Source organism: Aeromonas sp. R4-3, from assembly GCF_040908275.1.
Classification (GTDB): Bacteria; Pseudomonadota; Gammaproteobacteria; order Enterobacterales; family Aeromonadaceae; genus Aeromonas; species Aeromonas rivipollensis.
The window spans coordinates 24,759-45,497 of the sequence record NZ_JBFODK010000055.1 but is presented as its reverse complement, the minus strand read 5'-3'; the positions used below and the strand labels follow the sequence as shown (position 1 = coordinate 45,497).

Below are 20,739 nucleotides of genomic sequence, written 5' to 3'. Positions count from 1 at the left end.
GGGGAGGGAAGGCAAGACCTGCATGATACCCGTGGGGGCGGAACAAGGGGCTTGGGAGGTCTACTAGGGGATAAATGCAGGGAGCCCGCTCGTTGAGCGGGCTCCCTGGTACTCAGCCGACGGCCTTGAGCTGCTCGGCATAGGGCTCGTGGCAGATCTGGATATCGACGGGCAGCTTGTAGATGAGCAGGCGGGCCAGCGATCCCTCCATCCAGTGGTGGCGGCTGCCGACCAGCAGGAGCGAGGTCGAGTGGGAGCTCAGCCACTGGCCCAGATCCCTGACCACGTCATCGACCACCAGGCAGTGGTAATCCACAGGATGAGGCAGCAGGGTGATGAGTTCGCTGATGATGGCCTTGGCATCCAGTGTGCCCTGGGCACTGCGCTCCTCCTCGGACAGTGACAGGCTCTTGCGGCGCACCTTGCTGCTGTGCGTCAGGTGCAGCAGGGTCAGGTCGCAGCCCAGCCCTTGTGCCAGGCGGCTCGCCTTGGCCAGCGTCTCCTGCTCGTAATCCTTGCCTTCCAGCAACAGCACTATGTTGGTGTGGGTCATAAGCAGTTCTCCTTGGCATGGCGCGGGTCACCGGGGACAAAGGAGCTGTCCCCTACCACAGTGATCCCGCTCTGTATTGCATGGTACTCACTTGTCTGTGGGCGCCAGACGTCATCCTTTGTCGGTGAGGGCGCGCAACATCATCTTCGTTTACATCAGCATAACAGACGCAGTTGAACGGAGAATGAAGACATGCGGCCCATGGCTCCCTTGATGGAGGAATAAGATGGGAAAATGGTCTATGGGCAGCACAGCAGTGGGGTTTGTCTTGGATGTGCCTGGTGATCATGCTGCTCGCCCGGCTTCAAGCCAAGGTGTCGGGACCTGGTGTCGAAGGGCGGGCAATCTCAGTGGCGGTCGGGGGGGCCGCCACTGTGACAGGGCTTAGCGGGGCACTTTTGACAACTGCTGGGTCAACCAGGGAAGCCCCTCTTTCTTGCGGCTGAGGGCCCCCGCCAGCTGGACCGGCTCGGCGGGCAGTATGCCCCTGCTGGCAAAGTGGAGCTCACTGCTTCCCTTGGCCAGATCGGTCAGCATCAAGACATAGCCATCCAGCGAGTCCAGGGTCAGCCTCTGCGCCATGGCCTGATGCAGCTCCTCCATTCGGCCGTGGATCTGGCTCGGGTCCATCACGCAGATCTGGCTGACCATGAGGGAATGACCCGCTATCTGGTAAGCCTTCTCGTCGGCAACGAGCAGCTCGCGCAGGGGGGTATCGCCCAACTGGGTGCGCCGCTCCAGCAGGGTCTGGGCAAAGGGGGCCAGGGCCAGATCGGCGATGGGCAGCAGTCGGTCGACCGCTAGCCTGTCCTCTGCCGTGGTGGTGGGGGAGGTGAAGTTGAAGGTGTCGCTGATGATGGCCCCCAGCAACAACCTAGCCTGGGCGCGGGACAGATTGTCATGGCCCATCAGCTCCAGCAGCACGGTGGCACTGCACCCGACCGCCCTCACCCAGGCATCGAGGGGGCCACGGGTGATGAGGGTGCCGATGCGGTGGTGATCGATGAGGCCCTGTACATCGGCCTCGGCCAACCCCTCAGGTCCCTGCTCCAGCTCGCTGAAATCCACCAGAAAGACCGGCTTGTTGGCGACGCTGCCCGTCAGAACCGGGGGGGCCTCCACGCCCGCCGTCTCCAGGATGAAGCGGGTCTCGGCAATGGGTTCACCCAATGCATAGGCCTGGGCGGGGCGACCCTGACGGTTGAGCCAGTCGGCGGTGACCAGCGCGGTGCAGATGCTGTCGCTGTCGGGATTCTTGTGGCCAAAGACATGAAGCATGAGGCGGTTCCTGATGTGGGGTGATGGGCTCGGCCGCATGTCGCGGCGCCGGGCCAGAGAGGGCCATGGGGCCCGAGTCGGTTCCACTCTACTGTCTGGCGGTGATGGGGGCAAATCCGGCCAGGCTCTGGCCTCTGGCCTGGGGCACCGAGAGTCGGAGAAGGAGAGGGTGCACCGCCGTCATTGATCAGGGCCGCTGGCGGCGGGTCCGGGGCATGGGGTCACTGAGTGGGCATGCTTGGGTTCGTGATTTCGGGCAGATTACCGAAAGACTTGAAGTCCCGCTTCTCTGGGCAGGCCACCGAGGGGGATGGCTCGCCACTCAAGGCAGGCTGCCGGAGAGTGGTTACTCACCTCCCCGGTCAGGGAATCGAAAAGGTTGATGACATGCCAGGGCTGGCGCCGGAAGGCTGATGACTCACTCCCTGTCAGGTCATCGAAGGGGCTGATGGCTCGCCGCCCCTGGGGCGGCGAGAGGCCTTGATGTCTTGCCGCACAGCCCTCAGGAAGCAAGCAGCTCGCGGGCGTTGGCCAGGGTGTTGTCGGTGATCTGATCCCCCCCCAGCAGACGGGCCAGCTCGTTGAGGCGGGCACCCTGGTTGAGCGCCTGCATCTGGGTCTCCGTGGTCTTGCCGTCCGTGTGCTTGCTGACCACCATGTGCTGGTGGCCCTTGCCAGCCACCTGGGGCAGGTGGGTGACCACCATCACCTGGGTGGATTCGCCGAGCTGGCGAAGCAGACGGCCCACCACGGCCGCCGTCGGGCCGCTGATCCCCACATCCACCTCGTCGAAAATCAGGGTGGGGGTGGAGATCTTGCGGGCACTGATCACCACTATGGCGAGGCTGATACGCGACAGCTCGCCGCCGGAGGCCACCTTGCCCAGCGGCTGTATGGGCTGCCCAGGGTTGGTGGTGACCATGAATTCCACTCGATCGATACCGAGTGGCGACAGGCTGCTCTGGGCGTCGGGGCGCACCTCGATGGCGAAGCGGCCATCGGGCATCGCCAGCTCGTGCATGCTGGCGGTCACCTGGGTGGCCAGCTCCTGGGCATAGCGCTGACGGCTTTGGCTGAGCACCTCTGCCGCCTGGACAAAGGCCTGACGGGCCTCGGCCAGTTCATCCTCCATCCCTTCGAGGCGCTCCTCATCGGAGTGGAGGCGGGCGAGATCCTTGGCCAGCTCCTGATGGTGCGACGGGAGATCCGCCGGCTTGACGTGGTGCTTGCGGGCCAGATTGATCGCCTTGGAGAGGCGGGCCTCCAGCTCGTTGAAACGCTCGGGATCCAGCTCCAGCAGATCCAGATAGCTGCGCAGCTCGCTGTGGCTCTCCTGCACCCCGATCAGGGCTTCGTTCAGCATGCCGAGCACGTTGCCAAGGCGGCTATCCATGCCGGCCAGGGTCTCGGCCCTGTCCACCGCCACCTGCAGCAGGCCGGCTATGGTGGTCTCCTCGTTGTCATAGAGCAGGTCGAGGCAATAGCCGCACTCCTGCATCAGCTCGGTGCCGTTGGCGAGGCGCTGGTGCTCCTCTTCGATGGCCTCAAACTCCCCGGGTTGCAGGGCGAACTCATCGAGCTCCTGCACCTGATATTCGATGAGCTGGCGACGGGCTTCCCGCTGCTGCTGCTCGGCCTTGAGGCGGTTGAGCTCGTTTTGCAGCTGGCGCCACAGCTGATAGTGCTGGCGCACCTCATCGAGCAGCAGGTGGTGGCCGGCATAGCCATCCAGCAGGGCGAGCTGATAGTCGGGTTTGAGCAGCAGCTGATGCGCGTGCTGGCCGTGAACGTTGACCAGCAACTGACCCAGGCTCTTGAGCTGCACCAGGGGGACGGGGACGCCGTTGATGTAGCTGCGCGAGCGCCCCTCGGCGGAGAGTACCCGCCGCACTATACACTCACCATCGTTCTCCAGCTCGTTGGTGGCGAGCCAGGCGCGGGCGGCAGGGTTGCCGTCCAGCAGGAAACGGGCACTGACTTCCGTCTTGTCGCTGCCCGGCCGCACCATGCTGGCTTCGGCCCGCTCGCCGAGGCAGAGGCCAAGGGCGTCGATGGCAATGGATTTGCCTGCCCCCGTCTCCCCTGTGATGCAGGTCATGCCGGATTGCAGATCGAGTTCGAGAAACTTGACGATGGCGAAGTTGTTGACGGTCAGCTGGGTCAGCATGGTCTCATCCTGTATGGGTCAACATTACTGTGTATGCATCCAGTATATACTGGTCTTATATACAGTAAAGTGTGCGGGGCGGGATTTTTTGCCGGGCAAGGGGATGAGGGGCTGTGGGAGGGGGCTGTACAGGGAGAGGCACAGAGCCGTCATGGCATCCCATGGGTGATTTTATCCTGGAGGGCTGGCGCGCGATCAGCCTGTATTCGTTCACCTTTTTGGGGTCTTGTCGAGGCAGTGAACTTGTGGAGTCGGGGTGGCTGAGACACACTCGAGACAGGCTAGGCTCAGGTTCAACGGGCAGGCCACCATGCTCTTCACCAAGGATGCGTCTAGATGATCCACACCCCGACCCTGTTGTTGATCTCCCTGGCAATCAATCTGATGTCGGCACTGCTCATGTTGTTCATCCACTTCTTGAAGCCTGGTCGGCGCAACTTCCTGTTCTGGTCCCTGTCTGCCTTCCTCTTCTCCCTCTCCATCTTGCTGCTCAGTCTGGGGATAGGGAGTGGCCATCCGGCCCTGGGGATCAGGGTCGGTGGCCTGGTCTCCCTCATGAGCATATTGCTGTTGCTGGCCGGCTTTTATGCCCTCTACGGCCTGTCCTGGCGCCCCCGCCCCCTGTGGGCAGGGGTTGCCCTGTTGCTGCTTGCCTATCTGGGGTTGTCGAGCCATTTCGAGGTGCGCATGGTGCTGGCCCTGATGGAGTCTGTGGTCTACCTCTTGTGTGCTTGTCTCATCGTCTCCCTCAGCCGCCACCAGAAGCGGGTACTTCATGCCGTCGCCGTCATCTACCTGCTGCATTTCACCATATTGCTGAGCCAGGGGTTGCTGCTCTTGCTGGGGCCTGATAGTCCCATGGGTAACGGAGACTGGCTGCTCGATGGCATCTTCTTCATGCACATGGTGCTGACCATAGGCTCGGTATTGCTGCTGCCCCTGGTGGCCTACGTGGAGGCGGAGCAGGCGCTGCTGGCCCTCTCGGAGCGGGATCCCCTCACCGGGGTGCTCAACCGGCGGGGCCTGTTCAGACAGGGGGAGCGGGCGCGGCCGGGGCAGATGCGCTGCGTGGTGGTGCTCGACATAGACCACTTCAAGAGCGTCAATGACAGATTTGGTCACGGCTGTGGTGATGAGGTGATCCGGTTCGTGGCCAGGGTGCTGGTGGCCGAGGCGCGCAAGGATGATCTGGTGGGGCGCATAGGTGGCGAGGAGTTCGCCATCATCATGGGAGGGGTGAACGGTCAGATGGCCCATGACATCTGCGACCGGATCCGCCGCCAGATAGAGACGGGCTCCCGTCAGGGGGCCTGCCCGCCATGCGAGGGGGTGACTGTCAGTGTGGGGGGCGTCTGCGCCTGTGCTGATACAGGGTTGGCGCACTTGCTGACGAAGGCCGACGAGGCCATGTACAGGGTCAAGGCGGCGGGGCGAAATGGCGTGCATCTGCAGCTCGAACCCGGACCGCTTCGGCTGGTTGAGGGCGGCGAGGGCTAGGCTCTCGCCGCCAGCCTTGCTGCGACCCGGGCCCGCTGGCTAGAACAGCTTGCTGCCCCAGCCGAGCTTGTTGCGCAGCACGTGGAAGTAGCTGTAATCCAGCGGATGGACCAGGTGCAGCTTGTGCTGGCTCTTCTTGATGAGGATCTCGTCCCCCGGGTGGACCGCCAGGGTCACCTGGCCGTCGCAGCTCACCTGCATGGCGTCATCCTGATTGTCGGGGGAGACCAGCAGCCGCACCTCGCTGTCCGCATCCAGCACTATGGGGCGGCTGCTCAGGGTGTGCGGGAACATGGGCACCAGCGTGATGGCGTTGAGCTTGGGGGTGAGGATGGCGCCCCCCGCCGACAGGGAGTAGGCGGTGGAGCCGGTGGGGGTGGCCACTATGATGCCGTCCGAGCGCTGGCTGTACATGAAGCTGCCATCGATATAGACCTCGAACTCTATCATGTGGGCTATCTTGCCCGGGTGCAGCACCGCCTCGTTGACCGCCAGGTTGCTCGACTTGCGCTCGCCGTGGCGATAGACGGCGGCCTCCAGCAGGAAGCGGTGCTCGCTCTTGAAGTGGCCGGAGAGCACCTGCTCCAGGGGCAGCAGGTAATCCTGGGGGGAGAGATCGGTCAGGAAGCCGAGGTTGCCCCGGTTCACCCCTATCACAGCCACATCGAACCGGGACAGCACCCGGGCCGCCCCCAGCATGTTGCCGTCACCGCCGACCACTATGGCCAGATCCGCCTGCTCACCGAGCTGCACCAGATCCATCACGTTGTCACCCAAGAGCCCTAAGGTCTGGGCGACCCGGCTCTCCAGCAGCACCCGAAAACCGCGGGTACTCAGGTATTGATGCAGGCCGCTGAGGGTCTGGTTGGCCCCTTCATGATGGGGCTTGCCGATGAGGGCAACGGTTTTGAACGGAGAATCCATAGGTTATCGGGTCTGGGGAAGTCTTGCGGGGAGTATACCGCGCTTTGCCGGGGATTTGTCTGTCTCCATGCCCCTTGGCGCAATCGGCCCCGAAAAGCGGCAAGTTGGCCGGCTGGCAGGAGGCATTGTGCCTGATATGCCCTTTTCCCCTTGAAAGCCGGGGCTGCGTCCCCATAATAGCGCCAACACAGGGTCCGTTGACGCGTGTCGCTTACCTGAACGTCAGCAACCCCTCGTAAGTAACCCCTGAATATTGGAGATGTCATGAGCCACGAAGAACAAAAGGTTGAAGCGATGGAGCAAGTGGAAGCCCAGCCAGTCGAGCCGACCGATGTAGACAGTGAAGTGACAGCCGAGCAGGCCCGCATTGCCGAGCTGGAGGCCCAGTTGGAGGCAGCCCAGCAGGCTTCCCTGGAAGAGCGTGAGCGCGCCGTGCGTGCCGTCGCCGAGATGGAAAACCTGCGTCGCCGCGCCGCTCAGGATGTGGAGAAGGCCCACAAGTTCGCGCTGGAGAAGTTCGCTGGCGAGCTGCTGCCGGTGCTGGACAACCTGGAGCGTGCCATCGAGCTGGCCGACAAGGAAAATGAGGCGCTCAAGCCGATGATCGAAGGGGTCGAGCTGACCCTCAAATCCATGCAGAGCTCGGTGGCCAAGTTTGGCCTGCTCCCGCTGGATCCGCTGAACCAGCCGTTCGATCCCAACGCCCATCAGGCGATCAGCATGATCGACAATGCCGAAGTGGCAGCGAACACCGTCATCGCCGTGATGCAGAAGGGCTATGAACTCAACGGTCGGGTGATCCGTCCGGCCATGGTGATGGTCTCCAAGGCCCCGGCCTGAGTCCCGTCGCTGTGCTGAGCCCGCCGCTCGGCGGGCTTTTTATTGGTAGCGGCGCCATCAGGGTATTGATTGGCGCCATTTGGCAAGCACTCTTGCGCCCAAGGGGCAAGAATGCGCGGTTTTTTAAGGTCAGGGCTTGAAGCGTCGGCTCGAGACCCCATATAGGTGGCAAGGCCACGGCGGCATCTGATTTCAGTGGCATGGAAACTTAGGTGACACGGAAAGAATTTGATGTCGGGTGCTTGAAAGCCACAGTGGCAGGCCCCACCTAGCCGTTAACGTATTTAAGGCGAGCCCCTCGCCAGTTTATTCAAAGTATTTGGAGATTCGTCAAATGGGTAAAATCATCGGTATTGACCTGGGTACTACCAACTCCTGCGTTGCTATTCTGGATGGCGACCATGCTCGCGTGATCGAGAACGCGGAAGGCGACCGTACTACTCCGTCCATCATTGCCTATGCCGATGACGGCGAAATCCTGGTTGGTCAGCCGGCCAAGCGCCAAGCCATCACCAACCCGAAGAACACGCTGTTCGCTATCAAGCGTCTGATTGGCCGTCGTTTCGAAGATGAAGAAGTACAGCGCGATCTGAAGATCATGCCGTACGCCATCGCCAAGGCTGACAACGGTGACGCCTGGGTAGAAGTCAAAGGCAAGAAAATGGCACCGCCGCAGATCTCTGCAGAAGTGCTGAAGAAAATGAAGAAGACCGCCGAGGATTACCTGGGCGAGCCGGTGACCGAAGCTGTCATCACAGTACCGGCCTACTTCAACGACGCCCAGCGTCAGGCTACCAAGGATGCCGGTCGCATCGCCGGTCTGGATGTAAAACGCATCATCAACGAACCGACTGCTGCGGCCTTCGCCTATGGCGTGAACAAGGTCAAGGGCGAGCGCAAGGTTGCCGTCTATGACCTGGGTGGCGGTACCTTCGACATCTCCATCATCGAGATCGACGAAGTGGAAGGTGAAACCACCTTCGAAGTACTGGCGACCAACGGTAACACCCACCTGGGTGGTGAAGACTTCGACAACCGCGTCATCAACTACCTGGTAGACGAGTTCAAGCGTGAGCAGGGCATCGATCTTCGCAACGACCAGCTGGCTCTGCAGCGTCTGAAAGATGCCGCCGAGAAAGCCAAGATCGAGCTCTCTTCCGCCCAGCAGACCGACGTCAACCTGCCGTACATCACTGCAGATGCCACAGGTCCGAAGCACATGAACATCAAGGTGACCCGCGCCAAGCTGGAATCCCTGGTGGAAGACATGGTGAAAGACTCCCTGGAGCCGGTTCGTGTCGCCCTGAAAGACTCCGGTCTGGCGGTTGGCGAGATCGACGACGTCATCCTGGTGGGTGGTCAGACCCGTATGCCGCTGGTTCAGAAGACCGTTGCCGACTTCTTTGGCAAAGAGCCGCGTAAAGACGTCAACCCGGACGAAGCCGTGGCCATGGGTGCTGCCATCCAGGGTGCCGTACTGTCCGGTGACAAGACAGACGTACTGCTGCTGGACGTGACCCCGCTCTCTCTGGGTATCGAAACCATGGGCAGCGTGATGACTGCGCTGATCGAGAAGAACACCACCATCCCGACCAAGAAGTCCCAGGTGTTCTCCACTGCCGAAGACAACCAGTCTGCCGTGACCATTCACGTGCTGCAGGGTGAGCGCAAGCGCGCCAGCGACAACAAGTCCCTGGGCCAGTTCAACCTGGAAGGCATCCGTCCGGCACCGCGCGGTCTGCCGCAGATCGAAGTGACCTTCGACATCGACGCCAACGGTATCCTGCACGTCTCCGCGAAAGACAAGGAGACCAACAAGGAGCAGAAGATCACCATCCAGGCCTCCTCTGGTCTGTCTGATGACGAGATCGAGCGCATGGTACGCGAAGCCGAAGCCAACGCGGCGGAAGACAAGAAGTTCGAAGAGCTGGTGCAGACCCGCAACCAGGCTGACGGTCTGGTCCACTCGGTCCGCAAGCAGGTCACCGAAGCCGGTGACGCCCTGCCTGCCGACGACAAGACCAAGATCGAGACTGCACTGTCCGAGCTGGAAGCCGTCATCAAGGGTGACGACAAGGCTGCCATCGAAGCCAAGCAACAGGCCCTGATGGAAGCGTCCCAGAAGCTGATGGAGATTGCCCAGCAGCAGGCTCAGGCTCAGGCGCAAGGCGCCGGTGCCGAGGCCGGTCACTCCTCTTCTTCCGCCAAGGCTGACGACGACGTGGTCGACGCCGAGTTCGAAGAAGTGAAAGACGACAAGAAATAAGCCCAACCCAGATGGGCAGAGCAGACTCTGCCCATCGGCTCAGTCAATGATTTCACGGGCGTTGGGTAACCAACGCCCGTCTGCATAACGGCTCAAGTAGAACAGGATGAGTATGTCGAAGCGCGATTTCTACGAAGTGCTCGGGGTATCGAAAGGTGCCGACGAGCGCGAGATCAAGAAGGCGTACAAGCGTCTGGCGATGAAGTATCACCCGGATCGCAATCAGGGTGATGCCGCATCGGAAGAGAAGTTCAAAGAGGTCAAGGAAGCCTACGAGGTCCTGACCGACGAGAACCTGCGTGCCCGCTATGACCAGTATGGTCATGCCGGCGTGGATCAGAGCCAGGGCGGCGGCCACGGCGGTGGTGCCGATTTCGGTGACATCTTCGGCGATGTGTTTGGTGACATCTTCGGCGGTCGTGGCGGTGGTCGTCGCGGCCCGGCCCGTGGCTCCGACCTGCGCTACAACATGGAGCTGACCCTGGAAGAGGCGGTGCGCGGGGTCTCCAAGGAGATCAAGATCCCGACCCAGGTCCATTGCGAGGTCTGCAACGGGTCCGGTGCCCACACCGGCAGCCAGGCCCATACCTGCCCGACCTGCCACGGCTCCGGTCAGGTGCAGATGCGCCAGGGCTTCTTCGCGGTGCAACAGGCCTGCCCCCACTGTCACGGTCGCGGCAAGATCATCAAGGATCCGTGCCGCAAGTGCCATGGGGAAGGGCGCTACCAGAAGACCAAGACCTTGTCGGTGAAGATCCCGGCGGGCGTCGATACCGGCGATCGCATCCGTCTCTCCGGCGAAGGGGAAGCGGGGGAGGCCGGCGCACCGGCCGGGGATCTCTACGTACAGGTCCACGTCAAGGAGCACGAGATCTTCGTCCGTGACGGCAACGATCTCTACTGCGAGGTGCCCATCAGCTTCACCACGGCAGCGCTCGGCGGCGAGATCGAAGTGCCGACCCTGGATGGCCGGGTCAAGCTCAAGGTCACGGCGGAAACCCAGACCGGCAAGCTGTTCCGCCTGCGGGGCAAGGGGGTCAAGTCCGTGCGCTCCGGCCAGGTGGGGGATCTGATGTGCAAGGTGGTGATCGAGACCCCGGTCAAGCTGACCGAGACCCAGAAAGATCTGCTGCGCCAGCTGGACGAGTCCTTCAGCGGTGCCGCCGCCAAGACCCACAAGCCGAAATCCGAAGGCTTCTTCGAAGGGGTGAAACGCTTCTTCGACGATCTGACCAAGTAATCGCTACCCGCGTGACCCAAGCCGGCCTTCAGTGCCGGCTCTTTTTTTGCCTGCCATTTGCCCCGGATCCGCCCTATTGAGTGGATCCCGATGAGGGATCCTCCTCACAACTCCCGGCGGTTTTTCCTGTGCAAACGTTACTCTGATCACAAGTGGCTGAAACGGTTTAGCTGGCATATTGAGCTAGCTAAAGCGGTTTAGCTATTCTCTGCTCGTCCATAACAACAGCGCCCGGACGGGCGGCAGATGACAGGTGAGGAAGATGACGATGTTCAAGAGCAAGTTGGCGCTGGCGGTGGCGCTGGGATTAGGGATGAGCAGCCCGCTGTGGGCGACCGAGGGCGGTATAGAGGCGCGTCTGGCGGCGCTGGAGGCACGGGTGCAGGCGGCTGAGTCCCGCGCCGCCGCCGCCGAAGCGCGGGCCGACGAGGCCCAGAGCAAGGCGAGCGAGGCCCGGGAGACAGCCGTGGTGGCCAAGGCCCAGAGCGAGAAGGTGGACAAGCAAACCGCCGGTGCCCAGGGCTTCGAGTTTCACGGCTACGCCCGCTCGGGCCTCCTGGTCAACAGCAATGGCAACGGCGGGCGCGGCGGCCCTTACGTGACGCCGGCCGGCTCTGTGGGCGGGGCCGTGGGTCGTCTTGGCAACGAAGACGACACCTACATGGAGGCCAACCTGCTCAAAACCCAGACCTTTGATGACGGCAGCTGGGCACGCTACAAGCTGATGCTGGCAGATGGCGTGGAGACCAGCAACGACTGGACCGCCAGCGATTCCAGCCTCAACACCCGTCAGGTGTTTGCCGAAATCGGCGACCTGGCGAGCTTCAGCGGCCCCTTCCAGCACTCTGTGCTCTGGGCGGGCAAGCGCTTCGATCGGGACAACTTCGACATCCACTGGCTCGACTCGGACGTGGTCTTCCTGGCCGGGACAGGTGGCGGCGTCTACGACGTGCAGCTGGCCGACAGCTGGAAGGCGAACTTCTCCCTCTACGGCCGTGACTACGGCGACATCAGCGCCAGCGGCCTGTCCGACATCGAGAGCTACATCCTCACCATGAACAACCGCGTCGGCAACTGGCAGTGGATGCTGAACGGCCTCTCCGCCAAGGACAACGAGGCGCGCATCAACGACGGCGGCGTTGGCAGCGAGGCGGCGAACAAGGGGGCACACACCCTGGTGGCCTACCACGGCGAGAGCTTCTTCGGTATCAATCCCGGCTTCTCCAAGGCCGCCGTGCTCTACGGCCATGGCCTGGGGGCCGAACTCAAGGGGCTGGGCTCCGACAGCGAGCTGTTGCCGGATGCCGACGCGGTGCGGGTCGCCGTGTTTGGTGCCACCGATCTCAACCCGCGCTGGCGTTTTGCTCCGGCCCTGCTGGCGGAGCAGAGCCAGGATCGCTACGTGAAGGGGGACGAGTATCAGTGGCTGACCCTCAACACCCGGGTGGCCCAGGTGCTGAGCCAGAACGTCGAGCTGGTCTACGAGGCCGCCTGGCAGTACATGGATCTGGATCCCAAGGGCTACAAGGGCCGTCAGGCGGTGAGCGGCAACTTCACCAAGCTCACCTTCGCTCCCACCTTCAAGGCACAGACCGCCGGCTTCTTCGAGCGGCCCGAGCTGCGGGTATTCGCCACCTGGATGGACTGGTCCTCCGAGCTCGACAACTACGCCAGCACAGATGCCATGGGCCAGAGCGATTTCACCGCCGGTGGCGAGTGGAACTTTGGCGTGCAGATGGAAACCTGGTTCTAGTTCGTTATCCCGATCACAAAAATGGCAGACGGCGCCGGGATCTGTTGGTTAGCTAAAACGGTTTAGCTGATAATGCCGACCAAGAGAACAGAGCCCGGCTCTGGCAGTGGATCCGATGCAGCAGTGGAGTAGCAAGGTGGGGAATCGTGTGTGGGTAATGGGGGATGCGGTGGTGGATCTTATCCCGGAAGGGGAGCTGCACTACCTCAAGTGTCCGGGCGGTGCGCCCGCCAACGTGGCGGTGGGAGTGGCGCGGCTCGGCGGTGAATCGGCCTTTATCGGCCGGGTCGGCGCCGATCCCTTCGGCCGCTTTATGGCCGATACCCTGGTGGCAGAGGGCGTCGATATCCGTCATCTGACCCAGGATCCGGCCCAACGAACCTCCACTGTGCTGGTGGAGCTCGATGAAGCAGGGGAGCGCAGCTTCACCTTTATGGTGCGCCCCAGTGCCGACCAGTTCCTAGAACCGGCTGACTTGCCCCGCTTCGAGGCCGGTCAGTGGTTGCTCAGCTGCTCCATTGCGCTCGCCAACGAACCTGTGCGCAGCAGTTGCCTGCAGGCCATGGCCGCCATCAAGGCGGTCGGAGGACGGGTCTGCTTCGACCCCAACCTGCGCCCCGAGGTGTGGGGCAACCCCGCCGAGATGCTGCCGCAGGTAAGCGCGGCCATGGCCCTGGCGGATGTGGTCAAGCTCTCGGTGGAGGAGCTGCAACTGCTGAGCGGCGAGGATGATCTGCTCGCTGGGCTTGCCACCCTCTCGGGCCCGGCCCTGGTGCTGGTGACCCGGGGGGCGGCCGGTGTGGTAGCCCGTTTGGGTGGCGAGCTGCTGGAGTGGGTGGGGCCGAAGGTGACCCCGCTCGACACCACGGGGGCGGGGGATGCCTTCGTCGCCGGTCTGCTGGCCGCGCTGGCAGAGGGGGATCGGTTGCCTGCCTTGAGCGAGCTGCCCGCCATCCTGGCCCAGGCCCACGGCTGCGGGGCACTCGCCACCACCGCCAAGGGGGCCATGACGGCGCTGCCGACCCGCACCGAACTGGATGCCTTTTTGCTATTGGGCGCGATCGAGCACAAGCGGCCGTTGATCTGCGGCTAGAAGCCCGGGTCAACAGCCCCTACTCTCATGTGACAAGGGCCCGCCAGCCGGCGGGTCATAAGAGGAAGATTATGAATATCAGTGCGATAGCCAAGGATCTGGTGCCCCTGCTCGGGGGCAAGGAGAATATCGTCAGCGCCGCTCACTGCGCCACCCGGCTGCGGCTGGTGCTGGCGGACGACAGCAAGGTCAACAAGGCTGCCATCGACAAGCTGGAGGGGGTCAAGGGGTGCTTCAGCAACGCCGGTCAGATCCAGGTGATCTTCGGCACCGGTCTGGTCAACAAGGTCTATGCGGAGTTCGTGGCGCTGACCGGCACCGGTACCGCCAGCAAGGCGGAGCTGACCGACATGGCGACGGCCAAGCTCAATGTGGCACAGCGCCTGGCGCGGACCCTCTCCAACATCTTCGTCCCCATCATTCCGGCCATCGTCGCCTCCGGCCTGCTGATGGGGCTGCTCGGCATGGTGCGCACCTACGGCTGGGTCAACGCCGACAGCGCCCTGTTTGTGATGCTCGACATGTTCAGCTCGGCAGCCTTCATCATACTGCCCATCCTGATCGGCTTTACCGCGGCGCGCGAATTTGGCGGCAATCCCTATCTGGGGGCGACCCTCGGCGGCATCCTCACCCACCCGGCGCTGACCAACGCCTGGGGCGTGGCGGGGGGCTTCAAGACCATGGACTTCTTCGGGCTGGATGTGGCCATGATAGGCTACCAGGGCACCGTCTTCCCGGTGTTGCTGGCGGTCTGGTTCATGTCGCACCTGGAGAAACAGCTGCGCAAGCGTATCCCGGACGCCCTGGATCTCATCCTCACCCCCTTCTTGACCGTCATCATCACCGGCTTCGTGGCGCTGCTCTTCATCGGCCCGGCGGGTCGGGTGCTGGGGGATGGCATCTCCTTTGGTCTGAGCGCCCTCTATGAGCAGGCGGGCTGGCTGGCGGGTCTGGTATTCGGCGGGACTTATTCCCTTATCGTCATCACCGGCATCCATCACAGCTTCCACGCCATAGAGGCTGGGCTGCTCACCAACCCGGCCATAGGCGTCAACTTCCTGCTGCCCATCTGGGCCATGGCCAACGTGGCCCAGGGCGGAGCTTGCCTGGCGGTCTACTTCAAGACCCGGGATGTGAAGATCAAGGCGATCACAGTACCGGCCGCCATGTCCTGCCTGCTGGGCATCACGGAAGCCGCCATCTTTGGCGTCAACCTGCGCTACATCAAACCCTTCCTGGCCGGTCTGTTCGGCGGTGCCTGCGGCGGCGCCTACGTGGTGGCGGCCAAGGTGGGCATGACGGCGGTGGGCCTGACCGGCATTCCCGGCATGGCCATAGTCCAGCCCATGAGCCTCATCCACTACGTCATCGGTCTGGTGATCGCCTTCGCCGCCGCCTTCGCCGCCTCCTACCTGCTCAAGTACAAGGTGGAGTGATGAAGGACGCTTATCTCCTCAACCAGATTGTCCGGTCCCTGCTGGCCGGACAGCTCAAGGCGGCGGCCGATCCCCATAGGCCCCGCTGGCACCTGGCAGCCCCTGTGGGGCTGCTCAATGACCCCAACGGCTTCATCGAGCACGACGGGCGCTACCACCTCTTCTACCAGTGGAATCCGCTCGGCTGCGAGCACAGCAACAAGGGCTGGGGTCACGTCACCTCGACCGATCTGCTGCACTGGCAGCACGAGCCGGTGGCGCTCCTGCCCACCGAGGCCTATGAGAGCCACGGCTGCTATTCGGGCTCGGCGGTGAGCGACGAGCAGGGGCGCCTGACCCTCGTCTACACCGGCAACGTCAAATACCCGGACGGCAGCCGCACCGCCTTCCAGTGTCTGGCCCGCGCCGACGGTGAGGGCGGTTTTGACAAGCTGGGCCCCGTGCTCGATCTGCCCCAAGGCTACAGCGGCCATGTGCGCGACCCCAAGGTGTGGCACGACGGTCAGCAGTGGCTCATGGTGCTGGGAGCACGCACCCTGGACGACAAGGGCGAGGTGCTGCTCTATCGCGGCGACGCGCTTGATGCCTGGACGCTGGTGGGCCCCATCGCCGGCAGCGGGCGCGGCGGTCTCGGGGACTTTGGCTATATGTGGGAGTGCCCGGATCTCTTCCCCCTGGGGGATCGCCATCTGCTGATCTGCTGCCCCCAGGGGATTGCCCCGCAAGGGGAGTATTATCGCAACCTCTACCAGTGCGGCTGGCTGGCGGGGCAGTTCGATGGCGAGCAGTTCGCCCACGGGGCCTTCCACGAGCTGGACAGGGGCTTCGAGTTTTATGCCCCCCAGACCACCCAAGACAGCCAGGGGCGGCGCCTGCTGTTCGGCTGGCTGGGGCTGCCGGAGGAGAACGAGATGAGCCAGCCCACTGTCGCTCACGGCTGGATCCATCAGATGAGCTGCCCGCGGGAGCTGTTCTGGCAGGACGACTGGCTCTGCCAGCGGCCTGTGGCGGAGCTCGCGGCATTGAAGGGGGAGCAGACCCGCTTCGAGGGGACGCTCAGGGAGTTTCCGGGGCTGGCCATCGACTCGGCCTGGCTCGATCTGGCGCTTTGCGGTGAGGGCTGCCTCTGGTTCGGCGCCGTGGCCGAGCTGGTGTGGCAGCCGGGGCGCATCACACTGCGGCGCCAGAACTGGCAGAGTGGGGCCTGGGAAGAGAGAGCCGCCCCCTGGCTTGGAGGCAAGATCACAGTGCTGTGCGACAGCTCCAGTCTGGAGTGCTTCGTGGATCAGGGTCGCCACAGCCTGTCGGCGCGCTACTTCCCCGGGGAAAAGCCGCAACTTTCATCGGGTAACGGCGATGATGGCTGCAAAATTTGCCTTGATCACTGGCCGCTGGCGGCTTGCCTAGTACAATAGCCCGGTGCTAGTCAGCCGGGAGGCCAGGTGGAGAAGAAGAAACGGATCACTATTGCCCAGATAGCCGAACTGGCGGGGGTCTCCAAGGCGACCGCCAGTCTGGTGCTCAATGGCAAGAGTGCGGAGTACAGGATTGCCGACGATACCCGCAAGCGGATCCAGGCGGTGGCGGATGAGTGCCACTACCAGCCGAGCTTTCATGCCCGCTCCCTGCGCGAGACCCGCAGCTACACCTGGGGGCTGGTGATCCCCGATCTCACCAACTTCGGGTTCGCCAGCATAGCGCGCGCCCTCGAGGCCCACTGCCGGGAGGCGGGCATCCAGCTGCTCATTGCCTGCTCCGAAGATGATCCCACCCTGGAGCAGCGGGTGGTGGACAATCTCATCAGCCGTCAGGTAGATGGGCTGATTGTCGCCTCCAGCGGTCACAGCGACGACATCTATGCCCGCATTCACGACCGACTGCCGGTGGTGCAGCTCGACCGCCACATCGGCGAGTCGCGCCTGCCCATGGTCATTTCGGACGCCTGCAAGGCGACCGCCGAGCTGGTGCAGGACATGGCGATCGATTGCGACGAGGAGATCTACTACTTCGGCGGCCTGCTGGATCTCTCCCCCAGTCGCCACCGGCTGGCTGGCTATGAGCTGGGGCTCCATCGCGCCGGTTTTGAGGCGGATGCCGCCCGGGTGCGGCATCGCGACTATCAGCCGCGCTCGGGTTATCAGCTGATGGCCGAGCTGGTGGAGGAGCTGGGAGCGCCCCCCCGCGGGCTATTCACCGCCTCTTTTACTCTGCTGGAAGGGGTGCTGCGCTACCTCAACGAGGCGGGCCTGATGGAGACGGGGATGCGGCTCTGTACCTTCGACGATCACGATCTGCTCGACTGCATTCCCATGCGCATCGACTCCGTGGCCCAGGATTGTCCGGCCCTGGCCCGGGCCGCCTTCGAGCTGATGCAGCAACTGATCGCGGGCAATCCCCCCGCACAGACCGCCCAGGTGATCCTCCCCAGGGTGCGCTGGCGCAGCCGCCGCTAGTCATCCATCACGTCTCATATGAAAAAGCCCCGCCAATACTGGCGGGGCTTTTTGCTGTTGGCAGCGGGCTCAATCCGTGGTGCTGGCACGCCAGAAGATCTGCTTGATGCGGGGATGCTCCCCCAGCGTCTTCATCAGGGCGTCCAGCTCGTCGCCGTCGATGGAGGTGGCGAGCAGCACAGCCGAGATCTCGATGTCCTGCTCCCCGAAGGGCTCTATATCCAGCTCGCTCAGGGGGTAGTTGGCCTGCTCCAGCTTCTGCTCCAGCCAGGGGAGCACCTCTTTCTGGTGAGTCCGGCGGATGAGCGCCGTGACGCGGTAGGTCACCTCGGTGTCGGTGTTGTCCACCGGATGACGGTTGATCTGATTGACCAGGGGGCGCAGCAGGGTGTTGGCCGCCAGCACAAAGAGCGCGCCGAGCACCGCCTCCATGGCGAAGCCGGCGCCGCTGGCCGCCCCCACAGCCGCCACGCCCCAGAGGGTGGCGGCTGTGTTGATGCCGCGGATGTTGCCGGACTCGCGCATGATGACACCGGCGCCAAGAAAGCCGATGCCGGAGACGATATAGGCCACCACGTGCACCACCCCATAGCTGCCGCCGTGCAGGTCATAGATGCGCTGGGCCAGGTTGACGAAGAGGGCCGCCCCCACGGCGACCAGCACGTTGGTGCGAAGGCCGGCGGTGCGCTGGCGATACTGGCGCTCGAGGCCGACCAGGCTGCCGAGCACGAAGGCGAGCAGCAGGCTGGCCAGGGTGTCGAGCAGGGCAAGCAGATCAAATTGTTGCCACATTCTCATGGGGTACTCCTTCTGATGAGTGATGGCTGCGCGCAATCCATGATGAAACGCCGCACAAGAGGGCTGAAAAACCCGGCGATGATTGCGCTGCTGGCCAACAAAAAATGAAACAAGGCGTGCGGGCGTCCCCTGCGCATGCCCCATAGGGCGCCGCTGACAGTTCAGGGGGCCAGCATGGCCGGCCCCCTGAACGCTGGTTGACAGAGTATGGTGCTGTCAGGTGCGCTCGGGATCATCACCGCGAGGGCGCAGTTCCCAGCGAACCGGGTGAGCTGCCCCGACCTGATGGACAAACTGCACCAGATAGCGGCGCTGGGGCGGGGTGCACCGCAGGTTGAGCACCAGCTCACGCCCGCCGCTGCGACCCGGTGTCATGGACTGCACCGGGTGCAGCCCGGCCGGTTGCAGGGTGTGGCTCACCATCTCCAGCACCTGATCCAGGTCGGCGCGATCCTCGCAGCGGATCTGCAGCCGGTAGTGGTGCTGGCGCTGTTTGCCCCTCAGCCAGCGCGGCAACATGCCAAGGCCCAGCTTGTTCAGCAGGGGGTGAGTCGATACAGACTGGGTTGATATCAAACGCATAGCAGCCTCCTTGTGGGAAGCAGAAACTATGCAGGCAAGGCGCCCATGGCAGTTGGCCAGGAGTCACCCGACGTCAAGTGTAAAAAGAGAAGAGGGGAGTGGATTTCCGCTTCTCGCAGGGCTGCGAGTTACGGCAGAGGGACTCTGCGGCTAGCTCGCGACCCGGGTGCCGACGACAGGAGTCGGCGTGGATCTGTCACTTGATGAGTTGCCCACCGACGGTCTCCGCTATTGATTAGAGGCGACATGGTAGCCGATACGGCTGCCGGGGTAAACCCTGGGCCCCCGGCAGCAACATATTGAAACAAAATGAGGTTTTAGCAAAAGGGAGCCCGAGCTCCCTCGTTATTATCGTCCGCTAGGTGCTATTTCATGCCCAGGCGCCTCAGGATCATGGCGGCGGGGCAGAAGCCGGTGAAGGCGCTCTGGATCAGGTTGGCCCCGACAAAGACGCTCAGCCAGACGAAGCCCGGGTGGACCCAGGCGGTGAGCAGCAGCGACAGCAGCAAGATGCAGCCCGCGACCACTCTGACTCCGTTATCAACCGTCATGTCTCTCTCCCTTTTCTCTATTATTTAGTAGTTGCTAATTTAGTGTTGATTTATACAATAGACTAAATATCAGCAATTGCTAATTTATGCTTATGAGCCCATTCGACGAGATGAACGGACACGCGACGGCCGCCGCTTCCCTGCTCAAGGCGTTGGCTCATCCCGAACGCCTGATGGTGCTCTGCCAGTTGGTGGAAGGGGAGAAGGGGGTCGGAGAGCTGCTGGCCCACAGCCAGCTGGGGCAGTCGGCTTTCTCCCAGCAGTTGTCGGTGCTAAAGCGCCATGGCCTTATCCGTTCGCGCAAGGTCTCCCAGCAGATCTACTACTCCCTGGTGAGCGAGGCGGCCGCCGATGTGCTGGGGGCGCTGCAAACCCATTTTTGTCACGCAGATGAGGAAATTCGATGATTGAAAGCCAATGGCTGCTCTCTTTGGGCGGCGGCATGCTGGCGGGGCTGTCGGCCCTGATCCTGATGTTGTTCAACGGCCGGGTTGCCGGGATCAGCGGCATTCTGGCCGGTGCCTTGCAACAGCGGGCGCCCTGGCGGGTGCTGTTTCTGCTGGGGTTGGGGGCGGGCGCCTGGCTGGCGCTGACCCTGGACTGGGCCAGCATGCCTGCATTCACCAGCCTGCCCGGCTGGCCGGTGGTGTTGCTGGCCGGCCTGCTGGTCGGGATAGGCACTCGCCTTGGCAATGGCTGCACCAGCGGCCACGGCATCTGCGGCATGGGGCGGCTCTCCCTGCGCTCCATAGTCGCGACCCTGATCTTTATGGCGGCTGGCTTTATCACCGTCTTTTTCACCCACCACATTTTCTGACAGGTTGATTGCCATGAGATTGCTGACAAGTTTGCTTGCGGGCCTGCTGTTCGGGCTGGGGATGGCCATCTCCGGCATGGTGGATCCGGCGCGGGTCACCGGTTTTCTCGATCTGGCGGGGGCCTGGGATCCCAGCCTCGCCTTCGTGATGGGGGGCGCCCTGCTGGTCTTTATGCCGGGTTATTTTTTGTTGGTGAAACCTCGTCGCCGGAGCCTGCTGGGGGAGCCCATAGTCACCGTACCGGCCCCCAGGCTGGATCGCCGTCTGATCGGTGGGGCCGCGCTGTTTGGCATAGGCTGGGGGTTGGTGGGCATCTGTCCGGGGCCGGCCTTGAGCCTCATTTCCAGCGGTCAGCCCATGATACTGTTGTTTATTGCGGCCATGGTGGCCGGGATCCTGCTGGTCGACCGGGGGCTGGTTCGCGCACGGAACAAGGCACGCCAGTCCCATACCGCCTGATCCCGTGAAGTGACTGATGACGCCAGGGAAG

General features: G+C 63.1%; 19 protein-coding genes. 12 read left to right on the top strand and 7 right to left on the bottom strand.

Annotation, left to right across the window (positions count from 1 at the left end):
• Positions 1-112: 112 nt before the first annotated feature.
• The 3 genes from AB5Y91_RS16790 to recN all read right to left on the bottom strand — a co-directional run bounded on the left by AB5Y91_RS16790 (position 113) and on the right by recN (position 3,998).
• Positions 113-553, bottom strand: coding sequence for a universal stress protein (locus tag AB5Y91_RS16790; RefSeq protein ID WP_163135351.1), 441 nt, complete (start codon positions 551-553; stop codon positions 113-115).
• A gap of 384 nt (positions 554-937) precedes the next feature.
• Positions 938-1,831 carry a DHHA2 domain-containing protein gene (locus AB5Y91_RS16785; protein ID WP_368170308.1) on the bottom strand — a complete coding sequence of 298 codons (894 nt, stop codon included), beginning with the start codon at positions 1,829-1,831 and terminating at the stop codon, positions 938-940.
• Positions 1,832-2,333: 502 nt separating this feature from the next.
• Positions 2,334-3,998 carry a DNA repair protein RecN gene (gene recN, locus AB5Y91_RS16780; RefSeq protein WP_139744909.1) on the bottom strand — a complete coding sequence of 555 codons (1,665 nt, stop codon included), beginning with the start codon at positions 3,996-3,998 and terminating at the stop codon, positions 2,334-2,336.
• Between the two features lie 336 nt (positions 3,999-4,334).
• Here recN and AB5Y91_RS16775 point away from each other — a divergent pair, with 336 nt between their 5' ends.
• Positions 4,335-5,495: a diguanylate cyclase gene (locus AB5Y91_RS16775; RefSeq protein WP_368170307.1), complete on the top strand. Its 1,161-nt coding sequence runs from the start codon at positions 4,335-4,337 to the stop codon at positions 5,493-5,495.
• Between the two features lie 39 nt (positions 5,496-5,534).
• Here AB5Y91_RS16775 and nadK read toward each other — a convergent pair whose 3' ends face one another.
• Entirely contained in the window at positions 5,535-6,419 is an 885-nt protein-coding gene (nadK, locus tag AB5Y91_RS16770) for an NAD(+) kinase (protein ID WP_106886269.1), read from the bottom strand.
• Positions 6,420-6,683: 264 nt separating this feature from the next.
• Here nadK and grpE point away from each other — a divergent pair, with 264 nt between their 5' ends.
• From grpE to AB5Y91_RS16730, 8 genes are all read left to right on the top strand, one after another.
• Positions 6,684-7,259, top strand: a complete 576-nt coding sequence (gene grpE / locus AB5Y91_RS16765) for a nucleotide exchange factor GrpE (protein WP_042649832.1) — start codon at positions 6,684-6,686, stop codon at positions 7,257-7,259.
• 334 nt (positions 7,260-7,593) lie between these two features.
• On the top strand, positions 7,594-9,525 hold the full coding sequence (gene dnaK, locus AB5Y91_RS16760; RefSeq protein ID WP_368170306.1) for a molecular chaperone DnaK: 1,932 nt from the start codon (positions 7,594-7,596) through the stop codon (positions 9,523-9,525).
• Between the two features lie 112 nt (positions 9,526-9,637).
• Positions 9,638-10,765 carry a molecular chaperone DnaJ gene (dnaJ, locus tag AB5Y91_RS16755; protein ID WP_042649830.1) on the top strand — a complete coding sequence of 376 codons (1,128 nt, stop codon included), beginning with the start codon at positions 9,638-9,640 and terminating at the stop codon, positions 10,763-10,765.
• Between the two features lie 262 nt (positions 10,766-11,027).
• Positions 11,028-12,518, top strand: a complete 1,491-nt coding sequence (locus AB5Y91_RS16750; RefSeq protein ID WP_368170305.1) for a carbohydrate porin — start codon at positions 11,028-11,030, stop codon at positions 12,516-12,518.
• A gap of 115 nt (positions 12,519-12,633) precedes the next feature.
• Positions 12,634-13,611, top strand: coding sequence for an aminoimidazole riboside kinase (locus tag AB5Y91_RS16745; RefSeq protein ID WP_368170304.1), 978 nt, complete (start codon positions 12,634-12,636; stop codon positions 13,609-13,611).
• 71 nt (positions 13,612-13,682) lie between these two features.
• Positions 13,683-15,047 carry a sucrose-specific PTS transporter subunit IIBC gene (locus AB5Y91_RS16740; protein ID WP_368170303.1) on the top strand — a complete coding sequence of 455 codons (1,365 nt, stop codon included), beginning with the start codon at positions 13,683-13,685 and terminating at the stop codon, positions 15,045-15,047.
• Positions 15,047-16,462: a glycoside hydrolase family 32 protein gene (locus tag AB5Y91_RS16735; RefSeq protein WP_368170302.1), complete on the top strand. Its 1,416-nt coding sequence runs from the start codon at positions 15,047-15,049 to the stop codon at positions 16,460-16,462. The genes AB5Y91_RS16740 and AB5Y91_RS16735 overlap by 1 nt, the downstream gene beginning before the upstream one ends.
• Before the next feature lie 27 nt (positions 16,463-16,489).
• Positions 16,490-17,500, top strand: a complete 1,011-nt coding sequence (locus AB5Y91_RS16730; protein ID WP_139744916.1) for a LacI family DNA-binding transcriptional regulator — start codon at positions 16,490-16,492, stop codon at positions 17,498-17,500.
• Between the two features lie 69 nt (positions 17,501-17,569).
• Here the strand turns inward: AB5Y91_RS16730 and AB5Y91_RS16725 are convergent, their stop codons facing one another.
• The 3 genes from AB5Y91_RS16725 to AB5Y91_RS16715 form a co-directional block, all read right to left on the bottom strand.
• Complete coding sequence (locus AB5Y91_RS16725) at positions 17,570-18,298, bottom strand: MgtC/SapB family protein (RefSeq protein ID WP_025327670.1); 729 nt, start codon at positions 18,296-18,298, stop codon at positions 17,570-17,572.
• Positions 18,299-18,514: 216 nt separating this feature from the next.
• Complete coding sequence (locus AB5Y91_RS16720) at positions 18,515-18,880, bottom strand: hypothetical protein (RefSeq protein WP_111910206.1); 366 nt, start codon at positions 18,878-18,880, stop codon at positions 18,515-18,517.
• 365 nt (positions 18,881-19,245) lie between these two features.
• The gene (locus tag AB5Y91_RS16715) at positions 19,246-19,431 is read right to left on the bottom strand and encodes a DUF2892 domain-containing protein (protein ID WP_106886276.1); all 186 of its coding nucleotides are present in this window, start codon (positions 19,429-19,431) and stop codon (positions 19,246-19,248) included.
• Between the two features lie 92 nt (positions 19,432-19,523).
• Between AB5Y91_RS16715 and AB5Y91_RS16710 the strand changes: the two genes are divergently transcribed.
• Genes AB5Y91_RS16710 through AB5Y91_RS16700 form a run of 3 tightly spaced genes read left to right on the top strand, consistent with a single transcriptional unit; the run spans position 19,524 to position 20,708 of the window.
• On the top strand, positions 19,524-19,838 hold the full coding sequence (locus AB5Y91_RS16710) for a metalloregulator ArsR/SmtB family transcription factor (RefSeq protein WP_139744918.1): 315 nt from the start codon (positions 19,524-19,526) through the stop codon (positions 19,836-19,838).
• The gene (locus AB5Y91_RS16705; RefSeq protein WP_368170301.1) at positions 19,835-20,248 is read left to right on the top strand and encodes a YeeE/YedE family protein; all 414 of its coding nucleotides are present in this window, start codon (positions 19,835-19,837) and stop codon (positions 20,246-20,248) included. The genes AB5Y91_RS16710 and AB5Y91_RS16705 overlap by 4 nt, the downstream gene beginning before the upstream one ends.
• A gap of 13 nt (positions 20,249-20,261) precedes the next feature.
• A complete protein-coding gene (locus AB5Y91_RS16700; RefSeq protein ID WP_368170300.1) occupies positions 20,262-20,708 on the top strand; it encodes a DUF6691 family protein in 447 nt (148 codons plus the stop codon).
• Positions 20,709-20,739: the final 31 nt, after the last annotated feature.

Excerpts from the sequence above, each read along its gene's own strand:
- AB5Y91_RS16790 (WP_163135351.1), bottom strand. The coding sequence starts at position 553 with ATGACCCACACCAACATAGTGCTGTTGCTGGAAGGCAAGGATTACGAG.
- AB5Y91_RS16785 (WP_368170308.1), bottom strand. The coding sequence starts at position 1,831 with ATGCTTCATGTCTTTGGCCACAAGAATCCCGACAGCGACAGCATCTGC.
- recN (WP_139744909.1), bottom strand. The coding sequence starts at position 3,998 with ATGCTGACCCAGCTGACCGTCAACAACTTCGCCATCGTCAAGTTTCTC.
- AB5Y91_RS16775 (WP_368170307.1), top strand. The coding sequence starts at position 4,335 with ATGATCCACACCCCGACCCTGTTGTTGATCTCCCTGGCAATCAATCTG.
- nadK (WP_106886269.1), bottom strand. The coding sequence starts at position 6,419 with ATGGATTCTCCGTTCAAAACCGTTGCCCTCATCGGCAAGCCCCATCAT.
- grpE (WP_042649832.1), top strand. The coding sequence starts at position 6,684 with ATGAGCCACGAAGAACAAAAGGTTGAAGCGATGGAGCAAGTGGAAGCC.
- dnaK (WP_368170306.1), top strand. The coding sequence starts at position 7,594 with ATGGGTAAAATCATCGGTATTGACCTGGGTACTACCAACTCCTGCGTT.
- dnaJ (WP_042649830.1), top strand. The coding sequence starts at position 9,638 with ATGTCGAAGCGCGATTTCTACGAAGTGCTCGGGGTATCGAAAGGTGCC.
- AB5Y91_RS16750 (WP_368170305.1), top strand. The coding sequence starts at position 11,028 with ATGACGATGTTCAAGAGCAAGTTGGCGCTGGCGGTGGCGCTGGGATTA.
- AB5Y91_RS16745 (WP_368170304.1), top strand. The coding sequence starts at position 12,634 with ATGCAGCAGTGGAGTAGCAAGGTGGGGAATCGTGTGTGGGTAATGGGG.
- AB5Y91_RS16740 (WP_368170303.1), top strand. The coding sequence starts at position 13,683 with ATGAATATCAGTGCGATAGCCAAGGATCTGGTGCCCCTGCTCGGGGGC.
- AB5Y91_RS16735 (WP_368170302.1), top strand. The coding sequence starts at position 15,047 with ATGAAGGACGCTTATCTCCTCAACCAGATTGTCCGGTCCCTGCTGGCC.
- AB5Y91_RS16725 (WP_025327670.1), bottom strand. The coding sequence starts at position 18,298 with ATGAGAATGTGGCAACAATTTGATCTGCTTGCCCTGCTCGACACCCTG.
- AB5Y91_RS16720 (WP_111910206.1), bottom strand. The coding sequence starts at position 18,880 with ATGCGTTTGATATCAACCCAGTCTGTATCGACTCACCCCCTGCTGAAC.
- AB5Y91_RS16715 (WP_106886276.1), bottom strand. The coding sequence starts at position 19,431 with ATGACGGTTGATAACGGAGTCAGAGTGGTCGCGGGCTGCATCTTGCTG.
- AB5Y91_RS16710 (WP_139744918.1), top strand. The coding sequence starts at position 19,524 with ATGAGCCCATTCGACGAGATGAACGGACACGCGACGGCCGCCGCTTCC.
- AB5Y91_RS16705 (WP_368170301.1), top strand. The coding sequence starts at position 19,835 with ATGATTGAAAGCCAATGGCTGCTCTCTTTGGGCGGCGGCATGCTGGCG.
- AB5Y91_RS16700 (WP_368170300.1), top strand. The coding sequence starts at position 20,262 with ATGAGATTGCTGACAAGTTTGCTTGCGGGCCTGCTGTTCGGGCTGGGG.